This window comes from Klebsiella terrigena, from assembly GCF_006539725.1.
GTDB lineage: Bacteria > Pseudomonadota > Gammaproteobacteria > Enterobacterales > Enterobacteriaceae > Klebsiella > Klebsiella terrigena.
Genome location: NZ_BJNO01000002.1, coordinates 347378 through 365787, shown reverse-complemented (window position 1 = coordinate 365787; position 18410 = coordinate 347378). Strand labels below are relative to the sequence as shown.

16 protein-coding genes are annotated in these 18410 nt (G+C 55.3%); 11 read left to right on the top strand and 5 right to left on the bottom strand.

The features are described 5' to 3' along the window. The first annotated feature begins 38 nt into the window (after positions 1-38). The 6 genes from RTE01_RS04540 to RTE01_RS04515 all read left to right on the top strand — a co-directional run bounded on the left by RTE01_RS04540 (position 39) and on the right by RTE01_RS04515 (position 7427). Complete coding sequence (locus RTE01_RS04540; protein WP_041145083.1) at positions 39-938, top strand: DMT family transporter; 900 nt, start codon at positions 39-41, stop codon at positions 936-938. A 47-nt stretch (positions 939-985) separates the two neighbouring features. Continuing rightward, on the top strand, positions 986-2125 hold the full coding sequence (locus RTE01_RS04535) for an MFS transporter (RefSeq protein ID WP_134525633.1): 1140 nt from the start codon (positions 986-988) through the stop codon (positions 2123-2125). Beyond that, the gene (locus RTE01_RS04530; RefSeq protein ID WP_123551281.1) at positions 2098-3327 is read left to right on the top strand and encodes an aminotransferase class I/II-fold pyridoxal phosphate-dependent enzyme; all 1230 of its coding nucleotides are present in this window, start codon (positions 2098-2100) and stop codon (positions 3325-3327) included. The genes RTE01_RS04535 and RTE01_RS04530 overlap by 28 nt, the downstream gene beginning before the upstream one ends. Positions 3328-3372: 45 nt before the next feature. Further along, positions 3373-4572, top strand: a complete 1200-nt coding sequence (locus tag RTE01_RS04525; RefSeq protein WP_134525631.1) for an aromatic amino acid transport family protein — start codon at positions 3373-3375, stop codon at positions 4570-4572. A 97-nt stretch (positions 4573-4669) separates the two neighbouring features. Further along, positions 4670-6418, top strand: a complete 1749-nt coding sequence (locus RTE01_RS04520; protein ID WP_227544478.1) for a glycoside hydrolase family 13 protein — start codon at positions 4670-4672, stop codon at positions 6416-6418. Between the two features lie 445 nt (positions 6419-6863). Next, on the top strand, positions 6864-7427 hold the full coding sequence (locus RTE01_RS04515) for a YagU family protein (protein ID WP_141334730.1): 564 nt from the start codon (positions 6864-6866) through the stop codon (positions 7425-7427). 112 nt (positions 7428-7539) lie between these two features. Here RTE01_RS04515 and RTE01_RS04510 read toward each other — a convergent pair whose 3' ends face one another. After that, positions 7540-8868 (bottom strand): 6-phospho-alpha-glucosidase, encoded by a 1329-nt coding sequence (locus RTE01_RS04510; protein WP_141334728.1) that lies wholly within the window; start codon positions 8866-8868, stop codon positions 7540-7542. A gap of 11 nt (positions 8869-8879) precedes the next feature. Further along, a complete protein-coding gene (locus RTE01_RS04505; protein WP_134525627.1) occupies positions 8880-10415 on the bottom strand; it encodes a PTS transporter subunit EIIC in 1536 nt (511 codons plus the stop codon). A 261-nt stretch (positions 10416-10676) separates the two neighbouring features. Between RTE01_RS04505 and RTE01_RS04500 the strand changes: the two genes are divergently transcribed. Beyond that, positions 10677-11375 (top strand): GntR family transcriptional regulator, encoded by a 699-nt coding sequence (locus tag RTE01_RS04500; RefSeq protein ID WP_134525625.1) that lies wholly within the window; start codon positions 10677-10679, stop codon positions 11373-11375. Between the two features lie 178 nt (positions 11376-11553). Here RTE01_RS04500 and RTE01_RS04495 read toward each other — a convergent pair whose 3' ends face one another. Further along, the gene (locus RTE01_RS04495) at positions 11554-12198 is read right to left on the bottom strand and encodes a TenA family protein (RefSeq protein WP_123551276.1); all 645 of its coding nucleotides are present in this window, start codon (positions 12196-12198) and stop codon (positions 11554-11556) included. After that, complete coding sequence (locus tag RTE01_RS04490) at positions 12198-13043, bottom strand: BtpA/SgcQ family protein (RefSeq protein ID WP_041145073.1); 846 nt, start codon at positions 13041-13043, stop codon at positions 12198-12200. Before RTE01_RS04490 ends, RTE01_RS04495 begins: the two co-directional genes overlap by 1 nt. A 26-nt stretch (positions 13044-13069) precedes the next feature. Between RTE01_RS04490 and RTE01_RS04485 the strand changes: the two genes are divergently transcribed. Beyond that, a complete protein-coding gene (locus tag RTE01_RS04485; RefSeq protein WP_134525623.1) occupies positions 13070-13939 on the top strand; it encodes a PfkB family carbohydrate kinase in 870 nt (289 codons plus the stop codon). A 3-nt stretch (positions 13940-13942) separates the two neighbouring features. Here the strand turns inward: RTE01_RS04485 and RTE01_RS04480 are convergent, their stop codons facing one another. Beyond that, complete coding sequence (locus RTE01_RS04480) at positions 13943-14896, bottom strand: ABC transporter substrate-binding protein (protein WP_134525621.1); 954 nt, start codon at positions 14894-14896, stop codon at positions 13943-13945. A 343-nt stretch (positions 14897-15239) separates the two neighbouring features. Between RTE01_RS04480 and RTE01_RS04475 the strand changes: the two genes are divergently transcribed. From RTE01_RS04475 to RTE01_RS04465, 3 genes are all read left to right on the top strand, one after another. After that, a complete protein-coding gene (locus RTE01_RS04475; protein WP_141334726.1) occupies positions 15240-16262 on the top strand; it encodes a LacI family DNA-binding transcriptional regulator in 1023 nt (340 codons plus the stop codon). Between the two features lie 380 nt (positions 16263-16642). Further along, positions 16643-17389 carry an ATP-binding cassette domain-containing protein gene (locus RTE01_RS04470; RefSeq protein ID WP_161795676.1) on the top strand — a complete coding sequence of 249 codons (747 nt, stop codon included), beginning with the start codon at positions 16643-16645 and terminating at the stop codon, positions 17387-17389. Between the two features lie 18 nt (positions 17390-17407). Then, positions 17408-18409 (top strand): ABC transporter permease, encoded by a 1002-nt coding sequence (locus tag RTE01_RS04465; protein WP_166793722.1) that lies wholly within the window; start codon positions 17408-17410, stop codon positions 18407-18409. Position 18410: the final 1 nt, after the last annotated feature.

The following is an 18410-nucleotide window of genomic DNA, read 5'->3' as shown; positions in this document are numbered from 1 at the left end:
ACCATTTAGTACAGTTTTAAGCGATGCAAGGAATCAGCATGCCTTATCTGTTACTCACGCTGGCGGCCCTGTTCTGGGGGGGGAATTATGTCGTAGGACATATTCTTGTGCAGGGTGCAGATCCGATCCTCATGACCGAAGCACGATGGGCGCTGACGGCGCTGCTGCTGGTGGTGCTCTATCATCGGCAAATCCGGGAGAGCCGCGTGCTGCTGCGTGAAAATGCCCCCACGCTGCTGATCTTAACCCTCTGCGGGCAGGTAAGTTTCCCCCTCACGCTCTATATAGGCCTGCAGACGACCTCTGCGCTGAATGCGGCGATCTACATGTCCGCGACCCCCTGCATGGTCCTGATTATTAATCGTCTTATTTTCCGCGACCGGGTTTCGGCGCGTAACTGGCTGGGCGTCGTCTTCAGTACGGCGGGCGTGCTGATCCTCCTTCTGCAGGGCAACCTGCTGCATCCAGAGGGGCTGAGGAGTTTCCAGTCGGGCGATCTCTGGGCGATGGGATCGGCGCTGAGCTGGGCGCTCTACTGCTCCCTGCTGCGCAATAAGGACCGCCGCATTCCGGCGAACGCTTTCGTCGCCGTCAGCTCGCTCGTGGGCGCCCTTCTGCTGATCCCGGTGGTGGTATTGTGGCTCGCGCGCCATCCGGCCCTCTCCTTCGCCGCTTACCACGACGTATTTTTCCTCAGCGGCCTGGCGTACCTGGTTATTTTCCCCTCGTGGCTCGCGTATTTATTCTGGAATAAAGGCATCGCCGCCATCGGTGCCACCCGCGGTGAAATTTACACGCATATTATTCCTCTTTCCGGCGGGATATTAAGCATCCTGTTTTTACATACTCCACCGCACGTATATCACCTGGCAAGTGCCCTGTTAATCATGACAGGGATCGGCATCTGTTCCGTCGAGAAAAAAGCCTGCAGAAATTAAATAACCACCCCGATGATTTAACCCGCTAACTTAAGGAAGAGCTTATTATGCTCAGGATGTATCTGTATCTTATTCTTGCCGCATCGGTATCGGCGCTGGCAACGGATATGATCGTGCCCGCGCTGCCGATCCTCCAGACGGCCTTCAATACAGATTATTCAACCATCCAGTTGACAATTAGCGGCTTTCTTGTGATATACGCAGCGAGCCAATTAGTATCGGGATTTATCGGGGATAAATTTGGTAAATTACGGGTACTGACGTGCAGCTTTGCCATTTTCCTCGCCGGAAGTGTCCTCTGTTTTATGGCCGAGAGCTTAACGATGCTGCTGGCCGGCAGGGTATTACAGGCCGTAGGCGCCGGGGCCGGTCCGGTGCTTTCAAAAGCCATCGCCAAAGAAACGTTCCCCCCGCTGAAGCTAAAACGCGCGCTTTCCGATATCTCCTCAGCCAGTGCCGTCGTTCCTCTTATTGCCCCGCTGGCGGGGGCGGCGATCCTCGGGCATCTGAGCTGGAACGTGATTTTCCTGGTCATGGCGCTATTTAGCGTCCTGACCATGCTCCTCTCCCCACGCGCCCTCGCGCATCACGATCGGGTCGCCGCTTCCTCCACCGGCGGTTTTATCACGCCGGCATTTATCCACGGAACCTTGCTGGTTTCGCTGATCCTCAGCTCACTGTTTTGTTATATCTCGCTATCTCCGGCGATCTTTATGCAGCAGCTTGGTCTGAGTACGATGAATTATTCCCTGCTGTTTTCAGCATCGGTGTTGTTTTTCATTATTGGTAATCAGGCGGCGAAATTCGAGCAGTTCATCAATCCGTGGGTTTTATTTTCGCTAAACGCCCTGGCGGTTGCGCCATTTATCCTCGGCAGCCACTCGCTTAGTTTATGCGTTGCCGGCGCGATGGTTTTTAACTTCAGCCTTGGCGCCTATTATCCGACCGCTAACTTTATCGCGCTGCAAATTAAAGGCAATAAAACGGGGGTGGCCGCATCCCTCACCGGATTTATTCAAACAGCGAGCGCCGGAACCATTAGCTTTTTGGCGGTAAAACTGACGGATACCGGTATTGGTTTCGACAGGACGCTTGGCGTGAGCACCTTATCGCTGGCGATGCTGTCTCTTGTGGTAGTCACTTCAATTAAGGTAACACAATGGAAAACTGGCAAAAAAAGAAAATAGACAGGTCGTTGAAATATCAGTCCCGGGTATTTTCAGAGCATATTAATGAACTGGTGGCGGTGCAGCGAGAAGGAAAAGAAATTACCCTCGATGACGGGAGAAAAATGGTCGAGTTCGTCTCCTGCTCTTACCTCGGCCTCGAGACGCACGCGGCGCTGAAACAGGCGGTTGTTGACGCTATCGACCGGTTTGGAGTGCAGCTGTCGGTCGCCAGAACGCGAGTGAAGGTCGATCTCTTCCCGCAGCTGGAAGCACGTCTGAACAGAATCATGCATGGGGCCCATACCCTGACGTTCAACGCGGTGACTCCCTGCCATATTGCGGTCTTACCACTGCTGGCGTCCGGGACGCTGCCGAACTTTACGTTCAGCAAAAAACCCTACTTTATTATGGAGAAAACGGCGCATGCCACGCTGCAGATAAACCGCGGTCTTCTCCAGCAGTTCGGGGAAGTGGTCAGGATTGATTTCCAGAACGAGGCGCGAATTGAACAAGCCTTCCGCTACGCTTTCAGCAACGGTCTGACGCCGGTCTCAATATCAGACAGCGTAGGGTCAATGGGCGGCGTGGCCCCCGTGGCGCTCATCGTCCGCCTGGCGCATCAGTATGACGGCTATGCCTATATCGATGACGCGCACGGCACCTCTATCTATGGCGAATATGGTTCGGGATACGTGATGTCATGCCTCGACCATCAGCTTGACGAACGCATTATTATCGCCGGGTCGCTATCCAAAGCATTCGGCTCCCACGGCGGATTTATTGCCTGCCGCAGTGCGGAGACCATTAACTTTATCAAGACCTACGGAACCACCTACGCCTTTGGCGGGCCGCCGTCATTGCCCGGGATTGCCGCCTGCGTAGCCGCAGCCGATCTCCACCTCGACGGTACCGTTGCCGCCCGCCAGGAGAAATTGCACAACGTCATTCGCTATTTCGACGAAGTGTTTGCTAATACCGCAATCGTTAACCGGGGTACCACGATGCCGATTAGGGGGATCCTGATTGGTGACGAGGATCTCGCCATCACGATGTGCAAAAAAATGCACGACCGCGGCTTCGCCACCACCGTCGCGATGTATCCGACCGTTGAAGAGGGGCATGCCATTCTGCGCTGCGCCCTGTCGGCTCTCCACCAGAGCGGACAAATCGACAGCTTCCACGAAAGCTTCGAAAAATCACTGGCTGAAGCCACAAAATAGCAACTGCTGGCCCGCGAAGACGGGCCGCTTACGGACATCACTCATATGAAAGGAACCGGGTTCCCTCTGCGGGGAACGTCTCTCATGGTGGCAACAATTATCGGCGGAGGCATGTTCGCGTTGCCGGTTGCCTTCGTCCACGTGTGGTATTTGAAGGGTCTGCTGGCACTCTCGGCGACGGGGCTCCTGATGCTGATGACGGGGCTGATCCTCGTGGATATCACGATGCGATTTCCACAGGGAGCAAGCTTTCATTCCTTCACGAAAGCGCTGCTCGGCCCAGGCGCCAGCGTTGTCATCGGTATCGCTTTTTGTTTTGTGCTTTATTTGCTCACCTATGCGTATATATCAGGCGCGGCATCAATATTAAACGGCCTCATTCCTCCCGCCGGGATGGGCCGCGGCTGGCTGCCAATTGTCCTGCTGTCGCTGACGACCTCGGTTATTCTGTGGGCCGGCGGCAGGCTCCCCGGCTATATTCTCTCCTGCCTGATTGCGGTGAAGTTTACCCTCTTTCTGCTGCTGTTCGCAGGGGCTGCCGGCGGCGTGAAGCTGCTCAGGCTGCTGGAAACCACCCGTGGAACGTCGCTACAGTATTACCTGCCCGTCATTCCCGTATGCATTATTGCCTTTGGTTTTCATGGCAGTATTCCCTCCCTGACGAGGATGTACCGACGGGACAACCACCGCGCTATTACGCGCTCTCTCTATTACGGCTTCGCCGTCTCGTTGCTGATCTACGCCTTCTGGCTGACCATTACCCTGGGAGTACTCACTCCCCAGGCTATTCAGCATGTTAGCAACGAAGGTGGAAACATCGGCGCGTTTCTTGCTGCTCTCAATATCAACCAGCCCACGTCCGCCACCGGCCTGATGTTCATATCATTCGGATGCATTGCCGTTTTGGCCTCTCTGATGTCCGCCTCAATCGGCCTGTGTGATTATCTTGAGGATATACTCAATAAACGCTACCGCCGCGCCTCGCGGCCGCTGGCGATATTCCTGACCTATTTCCCTCCGGCCCTGGCCTGCATTTTCGCCCCACAAGGTTTTTTATCTGCGCTGGCCTTTGCCGGGATCTCATTGGTGCTGTGGAGCATATTACTACCGCCCTGCTTGCTGATTAAGGCCCGACGCTCGTCGCTGCCTCCGGTATATAACTTCCCGGGCAATAACCTGCTGCTGAAATTTATCACTGTCGTTGGCGCCATGCTTTGGCTGCTGATGATTTACACCTTTATTTAACGATTAAAAATTTAAGCACTCACAACTCACTTATAAGGAAAACAGTATGTCTTTTATTAAACGCCGCACGGCGGCGGCGCTGGCACTGTCATCACTGATGATGACCTGGGCTTGCCCAAGCCTCAGCGCCACCCCCTCCTTCGCCGATGATATCGACGTTCATAAGGAAAATACTTTCCCGGCGTGGTGGAAAGAGGCGGTTTTTTATCAGGTGTATCCGCGTTCTTTTAAAGATACCAACGGCGATGGCATTGGCGATATTCGAGGTATTATCGAAAAGCTGGACTATCTCAAATCTCTCGGCATCGACGCAATCTGGATAAACCCCCACTACGACTCACCGAATACCGACAACGGTTACGACATCAGCAATTACCAGCAAATCATGAAAGAGTACGGCACCATGGCGGACTTCGATACGCTGATCGCCGAAATGAAAAAGCGCAATATGCGCTTAATGATCGATGTCGTCATCAATCATACCAGCGATCGCCATCCGTGGTTTATTCAAAGTAAAAGCGGTAAAAACAATCCTTACCGCGACTACTATTTCTGGCGTGACGGAAAGGATAATCAGCCGCCGAATAACTATCCGTCATTTTTTGGCGGTTCGGCATGGCAAAAAGACGCGAAGTCAGGGCAATACTATTTGCACTATTTTGCCAGGCAGCAGCCTGACCTGAACTGGGATAACCCGAAGGTACGCGAAGATCTCTACGCGATGCTCCGCTTCTGGCTGGATAAAGGCGTTTCAGGAATGCGCTTTGATACCGTGGCGACCTACTCCAAAATTCCGGGATTCCCCGATCTCACTCCCGAACAGCAGAAAAACTTTGCCCAGCAGTACACCATGGGCCCCAACATTCATCAGTATATTCAGGAAATGAACCGGGAGGTGCTGTCCCACTATGATGTTGCCACCGCCGGTGAAATCTTTGGCGTACCGCTGGATCGCTCGTCGCAGTTCTTTGACCGCCGTCGTCATGAGCTGAATATGGCCTTTATGTTTGACCTCATCCGTCTTGACCGCGACAGCAACGAGCGCTGGCGCCACAGGCCCTGGACGCTCTCCCAGTTCCGTCAGATCGTCAGCAAAATGGATACTACCGTCGGGGAGTATGGCTGGAACACGTTCTTCCTTGATAACCATGACAATCCTCGCGCGGTGTCGCATTTTGGCGATGATTCACCGCAGTGGCGGGAGGCCTCCGCTAAAGCGCTGGCGACAGTCACCCTAACCCAGCGGGCAACGCCGTTTATTTATCAGGGCTCTGAGCTGGGAATGACCAACTATCCGTTTAAAAAGCTAAGCGAATTTGACGATATTGAAGTAAAAGGCTTCTGGCATGACTATGTCGAAAGTGGAAAAGTCACGGCCGCGGAGTTTCTCGACAACGTGCGCCTGACCAGCCGGGATAACAGCAGAACGCCTTTCCAGTGGGATGACAGCCAAAATGCCGGGTTTACGTCCGGTAAGCCCTGGTTTCACGTCAACCCGAACTATGTGCAAATCAACGCGGCGCGTGAGTTAACTGAGAATAAATCAGTGCTCAACTACTACAAGCAGATGATTCACCTGCGTCATGAGCTCCCGGCGCTGGTTTACGGCGCCTATCAGGATCTCAACCCGCAGGATAATAACGTTTACGCTTATACCCGAACCCTTGATAACGAACGCTATCTGGTGGTGGTGAACTTTAAAGAACAGCCGGTTCGCTATGCCCTGCCGGATAATGACGCTATTGAACAGGTGATGATAGAGACCAATCAGCAAAGCGATACGGCAAAAGAGAGTACCGCGATCGCGTTGAGTCCGTGGCAGGCGGGGGTATATAAATTACGCTAAACCGGAACGGGACATTATTGCCATTACGTTTCGGCAACCTGTTTTTCTCTTATACGGCGATAAAAATAGGCAGGCGATGATGCTCCACGGCTGCTGAAATAAAAATCACGGCCCCGGGACGCTATTTAAAAGGGAATCGGGGAAGTCGGTTAAGTTTATTAAACGGTAGCCATCGCGTTTTTAGCGCACGTGAAAATAGCCCCGGTCAGACGCCGTGACCGGGCATGATGGGCGCTCTCCTGAGGGAGAGCGAACGCGATAAAAGCGTTTATAACCGCCTCAATATGGGGTTTGTCAACGACTATAAATGGTGTTTCTTTACTCTCATTTCATGAAGAGTACAAGTTCGACTCTATGGACTTAGTGTGATCGAGATCAAAGAATCAAAACTACTTATTTATGAGTATGAGTGAACGTAAACTTATGTAATTACAGGGTGGTAGAAATGGCAGTTAAGGATTTTTTTGTGCAAACAGAGCCCGGCAGGCGTCGTTATGGCGTGGCGCTCTTCGTGGGTATTATTGCCGGGGTGATGTCGGCGTTTGTCAAATGGGGAGCAGAGGTTCCTTTACCGCCGAGAACATTCTCCGGTGGCCGGGATGAGTTTAACCCGCCGTATATTTTCTTACGTGATTACCTTGGCATCGATCCGACCCAAATGGTCTACACCTTTTCAGAACACATTATTAACCCGGTGATGGTAACGCATATTATTTTCTCTCTGGTGTTCGCCATTGGGTATTGCGTAGTCGCTGAGGTATTTCCTAAAGTCAAATTATGGCAGGGGGCATGGGCAGGGATTATCGCCACTATTGCCGTTCACTGGATTTCATTCCCGCTGCTGGGCCTGACGCCCTCCTTGCTCAATATACCCGCCGGGGAATATATCTCTGAACTGGTCGGACATATATTTTGGTTCTGGGCGATTGAGATGATCCGTCGCGATCTGCGCAACCGGATAACTCACCAACCTGATGCAGAAGTGCCCCTGAGCTCTCCGTTCAGATAATCCGACGGGCGCCAACGCGGCGCCCCGGATGAGCAAGGAGCACAGCGTTTGGCGCCCTGCTCCCGTCTATGCCCGACAGGGTTCATCGGGCATAGCGACGGCAGGCAGAGGTTTACTTCAGCGCCGGCCAGTAGCTGCGGTTAGCAGCAATTAAGTCATCGAGAATAGCTTTAGCCACCGAGGCGCTCGGCACCGTCTTAGACAAGGTGATGGCCTGCCAGAGCTTCTGATAGCTGCCCTCAACCCAGGCATCAACAACCAGCTTCTCCACCGCCACCTGCTGCTCCATCATCCCCTTCTGGAAAAGCGGAATTTTTCCCATCGCCAGCGGCTCCGGACCGTTAATTCCCACCAGGCAAGGGACCTCAACCATCGCCGTATCATCAAAATTAGCGATAGCGCCGTTATTTTCCACGATCAGCAGCATCCGCTCCTGGGTATTAAACGCGATGGCGCAGGCAAGGTCGACGATGAAGGTCGCGTGCGCCCCGGCGTGGAAATGGGCCTCGCTGGCGCTCTGGCGCACGACTATCTCTCTGGCCATATCGAACACCTCCTTCTCTCTTCCCGCCATGACCTCATTGGCGCGGGTAAAATCAGGGTCGGAGTGGGCAACCTCGTAATCGGCGTAGAAGTAGTATTTCAGGTAGGTATTCGGCAGCGTATCGGGATCGAGGGCGAAGACGTCTTTCACCTTTTTGAAGGTCTCAATCCAGCTCGGCGCTTTATGCTGAAAATCCTCTTTCGGGCTGCAGTACCCCAGCTCGGCAACGTGGTGCTTCAGGGCGGGCATTAAATCATTGCCGGCTTTATCCGTAATACTGGTCCACCAGCCGAAATGATTCAGGCCAAAATACCTGACGTTCATCTCTTTACGCGACGAGAGCCCGAGGATGTCGGCAAACAATCCTTCAATGGCGACCGGCATGTCGCAAATATTGATAATCCTCGCCGTGGGGCGTAATCGACGGGTCGCCTCGGCAACGATAGCCGCCGGGTTGGAATAGTTAAGCATCCACGCCCCCGGCGAGTAGGTCTCCATATAATCCACCAGCTCAAGCACGCCGGCGATGGAGCGCATACCGTAGGCAATGCCCCCCGGCCCGCAGGTCTCCTGGCCGATAACGCCGTACTTAAGCGGGATTTTCTCGTCCTTTTCCCGCATCTCATACAGGCCAACGCGAATATGGGCCATCACGAAATCAACGCCGGTAAACGCCTCCTGCGGATCGGTTGTGAAGCTGAACGCAACCTGCGGATAGCGCTCCGCCACCAGAATGGTACAGGCTTCGCCGATAACGCGCTGACGCTCGGGGTTATTGTCATACAGCCGGATCTCGCTCAGGGGGAAGCGGTCCATATTTTCCAGCAGCATCATAACAATCCCCGGAGTATAGGTACTGCCACCGCCGGCAATAGTGACGACAAATTTATCTTTCATTTTCCACCTCTTTATTCATGAATATCTAAATAGCTATTTACGGCACTGCGGACTTTATTCACCCCTACGCCGTAGATAACCTGAACGTGATGACCGTTGATAATGACGCTGGCGCCGCCGCTGCTCTTCAGAAGGCTCTCCTGAATCAAAGCGGGGTCCCGCACGTCAACCCGCAGTCGTGTAAAGCAGTTATCGACAGAGCAGACGTTCCCTTTACCGCCAAGCCCGAGGACCACCTGTTCACCCGATGCCTGATCCGCCGGACCGGCGCTCGCCTTTTTTTTAGCGCCGGGCTCGCCCTGCTCCCGGCCCGGCGTATTTAGCCGAAGGCGGGTAATCAGGAATTTACCGACAAAGTACATGGTCGCGGTTTCCATCAGGCCCAGAACCACAAAGATGGGCCAGCGCGTCAGGTGCGCCCCTGCCGGGATGTTATAAACAATGAAATCGATAATGCCGTTGGTTGCACAGACCCGGACGTTAAGGAGCCAGGCCAGCATCTGGAAAAAGCCATCCAGCAGCGAATAGACCAGCCAGAGCAGCGGTGCGGTAAAGATAAACAGGAACTCAAAGGGCTCAGTGATGCCGACCAGAAACGAGGTGACGATCAGCGGAATAAGGGTGATTTTTAATTTCTGCTTATTTTCCGGCCTCGCGGTTTTATAAAATGCCAGGGCCATTCCCGCCGTACCGAATATTTTCACCATCCCGTAGGTTAAAAAACGCGCCGAATCGCTTAAGGCGCCGCCGGTATTACTGGCAATTTCGGCGAGAAAAATGGGCTTCGCCCCGACGACCGTTTGGCCGTCTATCAGCAGCTGCCCGCCGATGGAGGTAAACACAAAGGGCGACCAGATCAGGTGATGTAAGCCTGTTGGAATAAGAAAACGGTTAAGAAAGCCGTACAGAAACACGCCCGCCGCACCGAAGGTTTTCATCACGCCGGTGAGCGCCGATATGCCATGCTCAACAATCGGCCAGATATAGACGGTGCCGATGGCAAACAGGCCCACCAGCGGGATCATGACGATCAGCACCAGCTTGCTGTTGCCGTAGATGGAGAACGCGCCCTGAAACTCTATCGCCACAAAGCGGTTATGAATAAACGCCACGACGCAGCCGAGAATGATGCCGAGAAACACCCCCATATCAATAACCTGGAAGCCAAAAATAAAGGTTTGGCCGCTGCCGTATAGCTGCGCATTGCTGCTGCCTTCGGCCAGTCGTTGCGTGAGGGTTAGCCAGCTGTTATTCGCCGCCAGATACATAAACCAGGTCATGGCCGCCACGAAAGCCGCTTCCGCTTTGCGGCTTTTTGCCAGCCCGCTGGCCAGCCCGAGGCAAAAGAAAAAGCCGAGGTTATTCATGATTGCCCAAAGCATACTGGAAACATATTTACCCAGTAGATAAAGCGTGCTGCTTTCGGCCACCCATAATTTATTGGTAGTGATGCTGAGTAATGCAATCAAAAGGCCAACGACCGGCAGATATAAAACTGGCCCAATCATCGCCTTCGAAAAGTCCTGTAATTTTTTAACCCCAACCATTGTCGACCCCTTTACCATCCGACGCCTGCCAGCGCCGCGGAACATGGAACTCAGCTTATGTCGAGGCCAAAATAAATCAGATCGGCAAAACCATCATTTGTGATAGAAGTCATATACCTTTGGGTGGAATAGATATATATGTAAAACCTTATTTTTAGATGACATTGTGCCTCCAGCTTTCATGCGTTTATTCATTTAGATACTAATCAATGAATTACTTGAGATCTCGTAAAGTCACTCATCAACCTGAGACATCTATAAGTGATATATAAATCAATTGCAGGTGAGCTAAAAAATCGCATCAACAGCGATGAGTACGAAATCGGGGATGCGCTACCCAGCGAGAAGACGCTGGCTGAGGAACTGCAGGCGTCGGTGATGACTATCCGCAAAGCGCTGGCGCTGCTTGAAGAGGAAAAGCTGATCGTCAAACGGCACGGCAGCGGCTCGTACGTGGCGCGCAAGAGCAACTACCACGGCGGCGAACTTGATGGGTTTAATTACCAGATGCATGTCGTCGGCGTGACCAATTACCGCAATAAGGTGATTGAATTCACCATGATCGACGCCCCGTTGGCGATCGCCCAGCAGCTAAAAATTGAGCCGGGGGAGAAGGTCTATTACGTCAGGCGCATTCGCCTTATCGACGACGTGCCTATTTTGATTGAAAACAGCTATATCCCGGTGGCGGTTTTTCCATGGTTGAGCATCGGCAATCTGGAAAGATCGAAATTTAACTATTTCAAGAAAGAGTGCAATATTTCCATTCTGGAGAGCCACCGCAGCTACTCCCCGGTTCTCGCCACCCGGGAACAGGCGGAGTTTCTGCAGGTACCGGCAAACAGCCTTCTGCTGCGGGTCCAGTCGCTCAGCTATACGCAGAATAATATCTGCGTCGATTTATCCGATATCTACCAGAACACTAACAAATACAACGTCAAGCATATCACCCGTCGTTAGGCCGCCAGCCTTCGAAGGCGGCGCGCGACGCGGCTTCCGTCTGCTCCCCTGACGCACGCATGCAAGCGGCGCATCGTGGGGAATCGGCTGTCCCCTCTACCCCACGATGCGCCGGATACCCTCTTTAACGCCAGGCGGCAGGGGCGCCGTTTCAGGTCGCCCCTGTTTATCGCTGCGGCTACGCCTCATACGCCGCGGTATGGAAATCAATCTCCCACTGCAGCACCTCGCCGTACAGCGCCGACAGCGCCTGCTTTTCGCTCTCATTAAGCGCCATTGCGCAACGGTCCAGCTCCTCCTTCAGCCAACAGGCCTGGCGGTAGAACGCCTCCTCCGCATGCATCTCGACCCAGCGCCGCAGATCCGCGTCGCTCTGGCGGCCCTCACTCACCCGCCGGCACCAGCAGTAGTACATCCACTCCGCGCCGAACATCAGGGTAATAATCTGTTCATAGCTCCCCTCCCGGGCGATGCGCAGCATGCCGTCGCGAAAGCGACGCACTCCGGGGTGGTCGTCCGGATAGTCGGCAGGATTAACCCGGCGCTCGGCCAGCACCTGTTCAAACCAGGCGATCTGGGTGTCCACCAGCGCGTTGAGGACGCCGATCAGCCAGCGCTGCTGGCGAATATCCGGCGCCTTGCTGACGCCGAGGGCAAAAATGGCAATCGCCGTGGCGACAAAGTTGCCCTCAAAGACCAGATAGCGGTTAAAAACCGACTCCGGCAGGCTGTCCTGCTCGATATCGACCACAAAGCGGTGCTGCTGCATCGCCTGCCAGACCGGCTGATGTTCACGCAGCAGGCGCTCGCTAAAGTCCTCCATTACGCCTCCTCCAGCACGGCCTGAGCAACCGACATAAAGTGCTTCACCCGCGCCAGATCGACATCGTTCCACCAGACGCCGTCCACCTTCATGGTGCTGGCGACGATCACCCCCTGCGTGCGCCCGAGGATCTGGCAGACATTGGCCGGCGTCACGCCGGAACCCACCAGCAGCGGCAGCTCGGTGGCGGCGCGGATCTCATCGATCTCCTCCATGGTGGCGCTATCGCCGGTGCGCTGGCCGGTGGCGATCACCGCGTCGGCCTCGAAGAAGTCCACGTCGCGGGTCAGCTCCTGAATCGAACGATCGGCGACGATGGCGTGGCTGCCGTGCTTGACGTGGCTGTCGGCAAAGACGCGAATATGCTCCGCACGCAGCTGGCTGCGATAGCGCAGGGCCTTCGCCGCCGCCCCTTCAATAAACCCCTCGTTGGCGATATAGGCGTTGGCCCACTGGTTTACGCGGACGAAATCGGCCCCGCCGGCCAGCGCGGTCGCCAGCGCGGGAATCGCAGCGTTGGCCAGCACGTTAATCCCCAGCGGCACGCCGAAACGCTCGCGAACTTTCTCAGTAATGACCGCCATCAGCGCCGATGTTTCAGGGCCAATATCCTCTGGTTTGGCAAAGGGAATATCGCCGTGGTTTTCAACAATCAGGCCGTGAACGCCCCCCGCAATATAATTTTCGGCATCCCGAAGCGCTCTTTCAATAATAGCGCTCACTGATTTACCACGATATTTAGGCGTACCTGGAAAAGGGTCACAGTGAATGACACCGATGACCACTTTGCGACGAGAAAAAATATCTTGTATTGCGTTAGGTTTTTCTGCTGATATAGAAGTCATGTTATCCATCCTGTTAAGGGAACACTATGCGTGTTTACGTTATCGGTAATATTACCGTAGATGAAACCTGGTCTATTTCGGATATACCGAAAAAAGGCACCTCGATTCATGGCATTAAAGTTTCGCAGGATCTCGGCGGAAAAGGCGCGAATCAGGCGATTATATTATCCCGCTGCGGTATAGATACGCGCTTAATTGCGGCCACGGGAAATGACAGCAACGGAGCCTGGATACGCCAGCAGCTAATAAATGAACCATTGACGCTGCTACCCGTCGAAAATTTCAACCAACATAGCGACACCTCGATTATTTTAAATAGCGCCGATGGCGATAATGCCATTATTACCACTACCGCTGCCGCCGATACTTTTAGCCTCGATGATATTCTGCCGCATCTGGCAGAGGGCGCTGCGGGCGATATTGTGCTGCAGCAGGGTAATTTCTCGCTGGAAAAGACCCGGGCCCTGTTCCAGTTCGCCAAAGCGCGCGGGATGACCACGGTATTTAACCCTTCGCCGGTCAATCCTGATTTCTCCCTCCTGTGGCCGCTCATCGATATCGCGGTCGTGAATGAGTCGGAAGCGGAGCAGCTACAGCCCTACGGCGTACCCACCCTCGTCATTACCCAGGGCGCCGCCGGTGCCTGGCTGGTTCGCGATGGCCAGCGCCGGTTCTCTCCCGCCGCCGCCGCCGAGGCGCTTGATACCACCGGCGCGGGCGACACCTTTCTCGCCGTTATGCTGGCATCCGCGCTGCGGCGTGGCGTGGCGCCCGACGCTCTGGCGCTGGCTCATGCCAGCCGCGCGGCCGCCATCACCGTGAGCCGTCGGGGTACGTTCAGCGCCTTTCCCGACGGCCACGAGCTCGCCGCCCTGCTCGCGGCGGACGATGCCTGAAGATTACTTAAACAGCGAGCGGTAGGAATCCACGTTCGCTTTGGTTACCACCGTAGCCGGAACCAGAATGGTTTTCGGCACGGTTTTACCCGAAGTAATCGTGTTCAGCGCCTTCAGCGCCTGGGCCCCCATCTGCTCAGGATCCTGCTGCAGCACGGCGGTAACGTAGCCGCCGTCGATGCCCGAAATCGCCTTCGCCGTCAGATCCCAGCCGAAGACCTTAATATCCTTCTGCCGCCCCTGGTTTTCCACCGCGGCAATCGCGCCGAGCAGCGCGGGTTCGCCGGTGGCGTAGATCGCCGTCAGATCCGGGTTGCCGGTAATCAGGTTTTCCGCCGCGGTCATCGCTTTATCCTGCACGTTCTGGCCGTCAACGACGTTGGCGATGGTAATTTTCGGGTTACTTTTCAGCGTCTCCTCAAAGCCCTTCTGCCGCTGGTTCTGAATCGCCGAGTTCAGGGCGCCGACGATCCCCAGCCGCGCCTGACCGCCCATCTCTTTCTGCACGTAGTCAACGAAGTATTTACCAATAATGCGTCCCCCTTCGATATTATCCACGCCGACCTGGGCCGCCTGAGGCCCCGCCGGTAATACCGCATCAATAGCAATCACCGGAATGTTAGCGGCGGCGGCCTCTTTTACCGCTGGCATAATTCCGTTGACGTCGATGGCGGCAACCAGGATGCCTTTAACGCCTTGCTGAATATAGTTTTCAATCGCATCATTCTGCGCGACGGGATTATCGTTGGAGTTGAAAATAACTAAATCCTTGCCGCTCGCCGTGGCCGCATCCTGCGCGCCTTTATTCATCAGATTAAAAAACAGCGCCTGCTGATTGATTTGCACTAACGCATAGGTTGGATTGGCGGCACTGGCGCAAGAAATAAAGCTAAGCGATGCCAGCAGAGACGTTGCAACAGCAATAAAACGCAGTTTTCCGGTGTTAAATAACATCATCAGTATCCTCGTCGGGAATAATTGATAGCCAGCAGAGTTCCGCGCCGCGATGCGAACGCAGAAGGAGTATTTTTTTGGCGGGCAAATATCGTATCTGGCCAGCACGATCGCAGATCGTTTGGCTAATACCTGCTTGATGCATTCCGGCAACCGGTCCGTTTCGGTGCGCGACTGGAATGTTTTAAGCGGGTTTGGGAATGACTTCCCGGATGATGCGGTAAACTTCCTATACAATTCTCCGCCGATTAAATTTTGTCAAGTCTTTATTTAGCGCCGCCGCGGGCGGAAAAATTGCTGTATTGACCGCGCTTAACTATGTTACAGATAGCCGACTCTGGCAGAAATGGCGCAGGAAATGAGTATAAAACGCGTATTGTTATCCGATGTGGCAAAGCTGGCGGGACTGTCGAAGGCCACCTTATCTCGCTATATGAACAACAATATCGTGCTGCCGCAGGAAACTATCGACCGCATTGAAACGGCGATCCGCGAGCTGGACTATCGCGGAAACAGCCTGGCACGCCGCCTTAGCAAAGGGGGCAGCGAAACCCTCGGTCTGGTCCTCCCCGATATCACCAACCCCTTCTTCGCCGAACTGGCCGACGCCGCCGAGGAGGCCGCTTCGACCAGCGGCTACAGCCTGGTGCTGTGCATCACCCGCAACAACCCGGAAAAAGAGTGCCAGTTCATTCGCTGGCTGGATACCTGCCAGGTTGACGGCCTGCTGTTCACCACCAACCGCCCCGATAACGGCCTGCTGCGTAAAGAGGTTCAGCGTCACGAGCGCATCGTTTTGCTGGATGAGGATATTCCCGGCAGCAAGGTGCCGAAGGTCTTTGCCGATAACGTCCAGGGCGGGCGAATTGCCACGGAAAAGCTGATCGCCGCCGGGCATCGCCGTATCGCCTTCGTCGGCGGGCCGGACAAGCTGATGAGCGTGCGTGAACGCTACCAGGGATTCTGCACCGCCATGGAGCAGGCCGGCCTCAGCTGGCCCCCCGAGTGGGTCATGTACGGCGACTACCAGCGCGAGTTCGGCCAGCAGGCGCTTAAGCGCCTGTTCAGCCAGCCGCTGCGCCCCACCGCCGTCTTTGCCGCCAGCGACTATCTGGTGCTTGGCCTGCTCGACGGGCTGCGCGCCTGCGGACTACAGGCGCCGGAGGCGCTGTCGCTGGTCGGCTTCGATGACGCTAACTATGCCGATTTTACCCAGCCGCGCATCTCCACCATCCGCCAGCCCGCGCGGGAGCTGGGCCGCACCGCGGTGAGCATCATGCTGCGCCTGCTGAATAACGAGCAGAATATCCCGGCGGAAACCCGCCTGCCGGTGGAATGGATTGGCCGCGATTCGATCAAGATTTGTTAAGCGCGTCCCAAAATGGCGCAAAAGCGCCCAATTTTGGCGCAAAAAACGTTCAACTTAAAATCCCTTTATTATAATCAGTAAACCGGTTTACTTATAAACCGCTAATAAATTCTTTCTGTTACATAGGGTTAAGTGATGGGGCTGCTGTGGTTTTTCTGCCCTGGCACGGATGCTGCAATGTTCTTACTGGCGAACAAATATCTTAAATAGCGTTTGACCTGACTGTGCTTGTGAAAGCTCCACTCCGCAGGTAAACCGGTTTACAAGGGTGTAAACCGTGTTGGATGGAGTCTTTTACCCACGACGGCAAACATTTTCCCGGCAATAGCGATGGGAGCGATCGGATGCAGCAGCCACAAACTATCCCGCCAAGGGTAGAGATGATCAATATCACCAAGACCTACGGGTCGATACGTTCCCTGCGCGGCGTAAACCTGGAGCTGGCTCCGGGCGAAGTGCTGGGCCTGGTGGGCGATAACGGCGCGGGGAAATCAACCCTGACCAAAGTGCTGTCCGGGGCGGTGATCCCCACCAGCGGCACTATCCGCATCGACGGCGAACAGCACCAGTTTACTAACCCGGCGGACTCTCGCCGCTGCCATATCGAGATGGTGTATCAGGACCTGTCGCTGTGCGACACCGTTGACGTTGCGGGCAACCTGTTTATGGGCCGCGAGCCGATGAAATCGGTGCTCGGCATCCCCTTCCTCGACGAGGCCAAAATGCACGCCGACGCGCGGGAGATGCTCAAGGGGCTGGGGATTTCCATTCCCGATACCCGCCTGCTGGTCCGCAACCTCTCCGGCGGTCAGCGCCAGGCCATTGCCATCGCCCGCGCGGCGGCCTTTGACCCCAAGGTGCTGATTATGGATGAGCCCACCGCCGCGCTTGCCGTGGCGGAAGTGGAGGCGGTTCTGGAGCTTATTCGTCGCGTTTCGGCTCGCGGCGTAAGCGTCATTCTCATCACCCACCGTCTGCAGGATCTGTTCCTCGTCTGCGATCGGATCATGGTGATGTATGAAGGCACCAACGTCGCCGACCGGCGGGTAGCCGACACCAGCCTGAGCGATATCGTAAACCTGATCGTGGGCGAAAAATTCACCGCTCGCTCAGCGGCAGCACACTGAGGTAACAGGATGAGTATCATGAACTTAAGCAGCTCCCGCATGATCCAGCATTCGCTGCCGCGCCGCCTGCTGCATAACCACTCTGGCGTGGTTAGCATCGCGCTGTTTTTCGTCTTCTGCTGCGTGGTGTTTTCACTCATTACCAGCAACTTCCTTACCGGGACCAACTGGCTGAATATCATTCGCCAGAGCGCCCCGCTGCTGATCGTGGCGACCGCGATGACCCTGGTGATTACCACCGGCGGCATCGACCTGTCGGTGGGTTCCACCCTCGCGCTGGTGGGCGCGCTCTCCGCCATCGCCCTCAACAACTGGGGTTTACCGTGGCCGGTGGTGCTGCTCGGCGGCCTGCTGCTCGGCGGATTAGTCGGCGCCATCAACGGCTTCTTTATTGCCTATGAAGGCATTCCGGCGTTTATCGTCACCCTCGCCACCCTCGCCGTGGTCCGCGGCATCGCGCTGCTGGTGACCCAGGGCTACTCGATCCCGGTCCCCGCCGACAGCCTGTTTACCTTTATCGGGCGCGCGTGGGTTGTGGGTATCCCGATGCCGGCGCTGATCGGCATTATGATCCTGGTTATCGGGCATATCGTGCTGAATCATATGCGCTTTGGCCGCTACGTCACGGCGATCGGCGCCAACGCCGAGGGCGCACGTCGCAGCGGGATTAACACCAAAGCGGTGACCATGCGGGTGTACATCATCAGCGGAATGGCCGCCGCGCTGGCCGGCATGATCATTACCGCGCGCCTCGGCAGTGGCTCGTCCAACCAGGGGGAAGGCTTCGAGCTGCAGGTGATTGCCGCCGTAGTCCTCGGCAGCACCAGCCTGTTTGGCGGCTTCGGCACCATTATCGGCACGCTGCTCGGCGCGCTGTCGATTGCGGTTATCCAGAACGGGCTGATCCTGTCGCATATCTCGCCGTTCTACACCCAGATAGCCACCGGCACCATTATCCTGCTGGCTATCTGGCTCAACACCCGCATTCTTAACCCCACGCGATCTGCGGCGAAAGGATAGC

What these genes read in the sequence shown, in the direction of transcription:
- RTE01_RS04480 (WP_134525621.1), bottom strand. Translation starts at nt 14,896, where the DNA reads ATGATGTTATTTAACACCGGAAAACTGCGTTTTATTGCTGTTGCAACG.
- RTE01_RS04465 (WP_166793722.1), top strand. Translation starts at nt 17,408, where the DNA reads ATGAACTTAAGCAGCTCCCGCATGATCCAGCATTCGCTGCCGCGCCGC.
- RTE01_RS04535 (WP_134525633.1), top strand. Translation starts at nt 986, where the DNA reads ATGCTCAGGATGTATCTGTATCTTATTCTTGCCGCATCGGTATCGGCG.
- RTE01_RS04505 (WP_134525627.1), bottom strand. Translation starts at nt 10,415, where the DNA reads ATGGTTGGGGTTAAAAAATTACAGGACTTTTCGAAGGCGATGATTGGG.
- RTE01_RS04470 (WP_161795676.1), top strand. Translation starts at nt 16,643, where the DNA reads ATGATCAATATCACCAAGACCTACGGGTCGATACGTTCCCTGCGCGGC.
- RTE01_RS04490 (WP_041145073.1), bottom strand. Translation starts at nt 13,043, where the DNA reads ATGACTTCTATATCAGCAGAAAAACCTAACGCAATACAAGATATTTTT.
- RTE01_RS04530 (WP_123551281.1), top strand. Translation starts at nt 2,098, where the DNA reads ATGGAAAACTGGCAAAAAAAGAAAATAGACAGGTCGTTGAAATATCAG.
- RTE01_RS04520 (WP_227544478.1), top strand. Translation starts at nt 4,670, where the DNA reads ATGATGACCTGGGCTTGCCCAAGCCTCAGCGCCACCCCCTCCTTCGCC.
- RTE01_RS04485 (WP_134525623.1), top strand. Translation starts at nt 13,070, where the DNA reads ATGCGTGTTTACGTTATCGGTAATATTACCGTAGATGAAACCTGGTCT.
- RTE01_RS04515 (WP_141334730.1), top strand. Translation starts at nt 6,864, where the DNA reads ATGGCAGTTAAGGATTTTTTTGTGCAAACAGAGCCCGGCAGGCGTCGT.
- RTE01_RS04510 (WP_141334728.1), bottom strand. Translation starts at nt 8,868, where the DNA reads ATGAAAGATAAATTTGTCGTCACTATTGCCGGCGGTGGCAGTACCTAT.
- RTE01_RS04540 (WP_041145083.1), top strand. Translation starts at nt 39, where the DNA reads ATGCCTTATCTGTTACTCACGCTGGCGGCCCTGTTCTGGGGGGGGAAT.
- RTE01_RS04525 (WP_134525631.1), top strand. Translation starts at nt 3,373, where the DNA reads ATGAAAGGAACCGGGTTCCCTCTGCGGGGAACGTCTCTCATGGTGGCA.
- RTE01_RS04495 (WP_123551276.1), bottom strand. Translation starts at nt 12,198, where the DNA reads ATGGAGGACTTTAGCGAGCGCCTGCTGCGTGAACATCAGCCGGTCTGG.
- RTE01_RS04475 (WP_141334726.1), top strand. Translation starts at nt 15,240, where the DNA reads ATGGCGCAGGAAATGAGTATAAAACGCGTATTGTTATCCGATGTGGCA.